This is a genomic window from Verrucomicrobiia bacterium (genome assembly GCA_035574275.1).
In the GTDB taxonomy this organism is placed as follows: Bacteria; Zixibacteria; MSB-5A5; order DSPP01; family DSPP01; genus DSPP01.
Genome location: DATLYY010000019.1, coordinates 1 through 5670, shown reverse-complemented (window position 1 = coordinate 5670; position 5670 = coordinate 1). Strand labels below are relative to the sequence as shown.

The 5670-nt window shown below is 53.0% G+C and carries 5 protein-coding genes; 2 read left to right on the top strand and 3 right to left on the bottom strand.

The window, feature by feature from the left end:
• On the bottom strand, window positions 1-1019 hold a 1019-nt coding region (locus tag VNL73_03135; GenBank protein HXF48406.1), incomplete at its 3' end, for a thiamine pyrophosphate-dependent dehydrogenase E1 component subunit alpha.
• Between the two features lie 228 nt (window positions 1020-1247).
• Between VNL73_03135 and VNL73_03130 the strand changes: the two genes are divergently transcribed.
• Window positions 1248-2336 (top strand): SIS domain-containing protein, encoded by a 1089-nt coding sequence (locus tag VNL73_03130; GenBank protein ID HXF48405.1) that lies wholly within the window; start codon window positions 1248-1250, stop codon window positions 2334-2336.
• A 4-nt stretch (window positions 2337-2340) separates the two neighbouring features.
• Here VNL73_03130 and mnmE read toward each other — a convergent pair whose 3' ends face one another.
• Entirely contained in the window at window positions 2341-3708 is a 1368-nt protein-coding gene (mnmE, locus tag VNL73_03125; GenBank protein HXF48404.1) for a tRNA uridine-5-carboxymethylaminomethyl(34) synthesis GTPase MnmE, read from the bottom strand.
• Window positions 3705-4568: a DNA-processing protein DprA gene (locus VNL73_03120; protein HXF48403.1), complete on the bottom strand. Its 864-nt coding sequence runs from the start codon at window positions 4566-4568 to the stop codon at window positions 3705-3707. The genes mnmE and VNL73_03120 overlap by 4 nt, the downstream gene beginning before the upstream one ends.
• A 129-nt stretch (window positions 4569-4697) precedes the next feature.
• On the opposite strand from VNL73_03120, the gene VNL73_03115 reads away from it, so the two are divergent.
• Window positions 4698-5501 carry an undecaprenyl-diphosphate phosphatase gene (locus VNL73_03115; protein ID HXF48402.1) on the top strand — a complete coding sequence of 268 codons (804 nt, stop codon included), beginning with the start codon at window positions 4698-4700 and terminating at the stop codon, window positions 5499-5501.
• Window positions 5502-5670: the final 169 nt, after the last annotated feature.

Below are 5670 nucleotides of genomic sequence, written 5' to 3'. Positions count from 1 at the left end.
ACTTTGAAGTCGGCGTAAACATCCTCCAAGGCCCATTCCGGCGGGGCGTATTCGCCGGATTCGGCGTACTCCACCGCCTCTTCGATTTCCGCTTCCAATGCTGCTTCAATTTGTTTTTTTTCTTCGAGAGTCAAAAGCTTGCTATCGAAAAGATATTTTTCATATCGCGGAAGCGGGTCCTTTTTCATCCAAGTCTCCACCTCCTCTTTCGATCGGTAATCAGCCGGGTCAATTTCGGAATGCCCGTACCAGCGGTAGGTTTTCATTTCGATAAGTGTGGGACCTTCCCCGTGACGGGCGCGGGCAATGGCGGAAGCAACTGTCTCCCAGACTTTCAAAACATCGTTGCCGTCGATGGAAACGCCGAACATCCCGACTCCCTCCGCCCGACGGGAGAAATCCTCAAAGGCGGCGACCAGCTTTGCCGGCACCGATTCCCCCCAAAGGTTGTTCTGAACGACAAAAATGTTGGGGAGTTTATGCACGGCGGAGAAGTTGATGGCTTCATACCAAGGGCCATGAGCGGTGGCCCCCTCGCCGACGAAACTCAACGCCACGTACGGCTGTTTGCGGATTTTAAAAGCCAGGGCCACACCGGTGGCCAAAACGGCCTGCGCAGCGATGGTGAAAGCGGGGGTGATGATGTTGGACGGCTTATAACCGTAGCTGCAGGGGTGTGATTTTCCCTTATCCGGAGAATGGGAGCGGGCGTAAATCTGCGCGGCTATCTGCTTGAGCGGCGTGCGGGCAATTGAACAGCCCAGCTCCCGGTGGGAGGGACCAACGAAGTCTTGCGGTTGGAGTTTGTAACAGGGAACCACGGTGGTCGCCTCTTGCCCTACGCCGGAAAAATAGGTGCCGGCGAAGCGTCCGGCCCGGAAAAGCTTTCGGAAACGCTCGTCGAACATCCGCGACTTCAAAACGAGGGTGTACAACTCCTTTTTTTCCTCGTTGGTCAGTTCCAAATCGGACTTCACCTTCGTTTTTTCGATTTTTGGCTTCTCGTACGCAACCTTCATTCCGTCTCCTCCCAGAACCTAAAGAAAAGGCCGCCGCGGCACCAGCGGCCATCACTATATAAGTTTTCAATATAAAAACCGCTTCCCCGGCAGGCAAGCGCTTTGTTATTCGCTCTCCGGAGAAAATCCCGCCTCAAGCGTTATACAAAACGGCAAAGTTTTTTGTTGTATCGGCCGACCAAACCGATTAGTTTCTCCTGTAATATGGACATCCGAAAGGCGACCCAAATGAGCCCGCCCGCAATGCGCACAACGCATCCCTTCTATATGTACGATTCGGTCTTATCCCAACCCCAGGAGGTTTCCAACGTTTTAAAGGAGAACAAAGAAAAATGTGCCGAAACGGCGGAGGCCTTGAGCCGAAAGAAAAGAGTTTACTTGGTCGGTATCGGCACCTCCTCCCACGCCGCGATGGACGGCGAGTACTTCTTCCGGCTCCTTTGCGGAGACAAATTGGATGCCCAATACATCCACTCCTTCGAGTTCGTGCATTATCCTCCAAGGCTGGATAAAGATACGGCGGTCGTTATTGTAACCCACCGCGGCTGGAAGACCTTTTCCGAGCGCGCCACCAAGATGGTGAAGGAAAAAGGGGCGCTCACCATTTCCGTAACCGGAAAAAACCCGCAAAAGGAAGTGAGTTTGGGGGAGCATGTTTTATTGACAAGCTATCAAGAGCTTTCCTCCGCCCATACCGTGAGCTACCTCTCTGCCCTAACCGTTCTTTTACAATTGGTCGAGGCGACAGCCCAAAAGTTGAACCTTGCGGACAAAACCAAACTCGGCCTTGAAAAGCTCCCGGAATTCTTGAGAACGGGCCTCAATTTTGAGCAACAGTCCAAAAAACTGGCCGAGCACCTCGCTGACCGCAAGCGGTTTATCTTTGTTTCTTATGGCCCGAACCTGAATACCGCCCTGGAGGCGGCCTTGAAAATGCAGGAAACTACTTTTCTCCATGCTGGCGGATACGAAGTCGAGCAATTCTTGCACGGCCCCTGGGTCTCGCTGGGGCCGGAAGCGGTTGTGTTCTTCATCGCTCCGGGAAGCGCGGGCAAGGAGCGCTGCCTGCAGGCGATGAAAGCAATGAAGGAAGTCGGCGCCACGACGGTACTTTTGACCGAAGAAGGCAGTGCAATGGGAAACGCCGACGAAGTTTTCTTTCTCCCAAAGATGCCGGAATTGCTGACTCCGCTGGTCTACATCGAGCCGTTGCAGCTTTTCGCCTACTATTTGGCGCTTAAATTGGGTAATAATGTGGACAAGAATCGCAAAGACCAGTCGCTCTACCAAAAAGCCGCCCAAGCGTTCGAACTGTAGTCACTTACTTGCCAATGCAAAACTTCGAAAAAATCCGGCCTAAAATATCTTCGGTAACAATCTGGCCGGTGATTTCCCCGAGGGCGTCCACGGCGCGCCGGAGCTCGAAGGCGACTAGCTCCAGCCCCTTGCCCCTTTCCAGCCCCCGCCGGGCGCGCAATAAATAGACGAAGCCCTTGGCCAGTGCTTCTTTATGCCGGGCAGAGGTGACCAAAACCTGTTCCGTGCCAAAGGAAGGAAGGGCCATCCGGGCGATTTTTTCTTTCAGCCGGTCCAAGCCGGTGCCCAAAGTGGCCGAGATGCAAAGGGAACCGTTCGTTTCAGCCGAAGAGGGCGGTTGCGGCAGCAAGTCCGTCTTATTGTAAAGCATAAGCTTTTTTTGCCCCCGATATTTTTCCAAAAGCTTTTCATCTTCATCATTTAACTTCTGGGAGGCATCCAACATTAGCAAAACTAAATCGCTCTTTTCGATGGCCTCTTCTGTCCGGCGCATTCCCTCTTTTTCAATTTTTCCCCCCCGCTCCCGAAGCCCGGCGGTATCCACCAGACGCACCAAAACGCCCGAAAAAACCGCCCATTCTTCAATCGTATCCCGTGTGGTCCCCGGAACCGGGGTGACGATGGCCCGCTCCTTTTGCAAAAGCGCGTTGAGCAGGCTCGATTTGCCGACATTCGGCCGCCCGGCAATGACCACCGAGTACCCCTCGCGCAAAACCCGGCCTTCTTTAAAACTTTTGGCCAGCGTGCGGACTTGTGAGAGGACGCCGGAAAGCGTTTGACAAATCTGCTCCGAGCGCTGGGGCTCGATCCCTTCCTCCGGAAAATCCAGATTCGCTTCCACCTCCGCCAAAACATCCAAAAGCGATTCTCGAAGCCGATTCACTTTTTTTGAAAGATGCCCTTCCAACTGCTCCAAACTGGAGCGCCGGGAAACCTCCGACTGGGCGGAAATCAAATCGGCGACCGCTTCCGCCTGCGTCAAATCGAGACGTCCGTTCAAAAAGGCCCGCCGGGTGAATTCTCCAGGCTGGGCGGGACGCGCCCCGGCTCGCACGAGGGCCTCGACGATGGCGGACGTGACCGCCCGCCCGCCGTGGCAGGAGATTTCGACCGAATCTTCCGCCGTGTAGGATTTCGGGCTACGGAAAACGGAAACCAGCACTTCATCAATTTTCTCCTTTGTTGACGGGCCTACGATAAACCCGCGATGGATGGTGTGGGTGGGGACTTCGGAGATTTTCACGCCTCCCTGGAAAACCGAATCGGCGAAGGCAAACGCCTTTTTTCCGGAAAGCCGGATGATGGCCAAGGCCGCCTCACCGGGAGCGGTGGCCGGAGCCACAATGGTATCTTCGGAAAGAAAATCGGTCATACCAAACTACGGACGACTAAATCAACTTCCTCTTCCCGTACAAGCGGTATCGCCTCTGCCGGAAAGTCGGCCTCCGAGTCGGGATTAAATACGAAAATCGGTTTTCCCTGCTGGATGGCAAGCTCGAACGTCTTTTCCGTCAGTTTATCCGCTCCGGACGAAGCGAGGAACAATACCGCCTGGGCCAATGCGACCACCAGCCGACGGCTGGCGGCTTCGTGTTCCGGCATTTTTTTGACCAGAGGCGAATATTCCGAAAGCAAAACCCCTTTTTTCTCCACCTGCACGCCGAGCGTAATCTCCTCGTCGCTCAAATCCGCTTCATGCCCGCAGGATAAAACCAAACGGCTTGGCCTTTCTGCAACCACGGCGCCGACTTGGGCTGACGCCTCCACCCCTTTTCCCAAACTGGTGATCACCGCCACGCCGCTTTCCGCCAAAGCCTGCCCCAAACGCACCGCCTGCCCCACCGTTTCCTGATGGGGCGTGCCGGGGCCGACCACGGCCACGCACTTTTCCTCGATGGGAGGGAATGTGCCGCGATAGAACAGAAGCGGCGGCGGATCGCCCAAAGCCCTTAAAAGAGGTGGATAGTTTTCTTCCAAAAAGGAAAGTGTGTAAATCTTTTTAGCTACAAGCCAGTCCGTCTCCGATTCCATCTGCCTAAAGTTATCCTTGGCCTTTTCAATCGACTTGGCCAGTTTGGCGCCGACACTCGGATGGCCGGAAAGCTCTGAAATGGAAACATCAAAAACCTCCGAAGGCTGTCCGTAAGAAAGCAAAAGTTCCTGAAATAACCGCGGGGAAACACCCGCCTCCGAAAGCAGCCGGGTGTAGATTTTCTCTTTTGCAAAGGCCATCCAACAAACCTCCTGCTATAATCTAAACAAAAGAAGCTGCCGGGTAAAGCTGCTGCGCAAGCATAACGACGATCATGCGTTGACCATTTATGGCTTGACGAAAAGAGAATAACGCATAAACTCCGTTCTGTGGAAAGCTGGCAGATTTTTTTTCTGGCTGTTTTGCAGGGGGCGACCGAGTTTTTGCCCGTTTCCAGCTCGGCCCATCTGGCACTATTCCAGCACGTTTTCGAATCCAAACTGGACAATCTCGCTTTTGATGTGATTCTACACATAGGCACATTAGCCTCGCTTCTCATTTTCTATCGAAAAGAAATTCTCCGTATTTCCAAAGCTTTTTTTTTGAAACTGGCCGGCAAACTCCCGGAAGAACGTAACCAGGACTGGCAGCTGGCGCTTCTTGTTCTGTGGGGTTCCATTCCGGCGGCCTTCATAGGTATAGGCTTTCAAAAATTCTTCGAAGAGGCGGTTAACCGACCACTTTGGGTCTCCCTTGAACTCATTGCAACCGGAGTTTTTCTTTACCTTTCCCGGTATTCCAGGCCGAAGGGAAGGGAATTGAATTATAAAAACACGTTCGTCATTGGTCTTTCACAGGCGGTTTCTATTCTTCCTGGCATTTCCCGTTCGGGAGCAACCATTACAACCGGATTGTTTCTGGGACTGGATAGGAAAAAGGCCGCCGACTACTCTTTTTTGTTGTCTATTCCGGCTATTGCAGGGGCAGCGCTTTTAGAAGTGCCCAAGCTCTTCAAGAGTGAGAACCCGGCAAACGATTGGGGGCTGTTTATTGCTGGGGCAATTGTTTCGTTTCTAAGCGGCCTACTGGCCATTTACCTGCTGCTTAAAATCCTGCGCAACCACTCGCTGGAAGGGTTTTCGTATTATTGCTGGGTGGTCGGCCTCTTCTTTTTGTGGTTCAATTGGAATTGAACAAATCCACAAAAAACGAAGAATTATTTGTACTACTTCCCGACATAGGTAACGGAGTAGTTGGGTTGTAGTTTAGGATTTTGGCAGAAGTTTTTCAAGTAATTCATAGGGGTTTTCATTTGCAAGGCGCTGTGGGGCCGGGCCTCGTTGTAGGAGCGCAGGAAGGTGA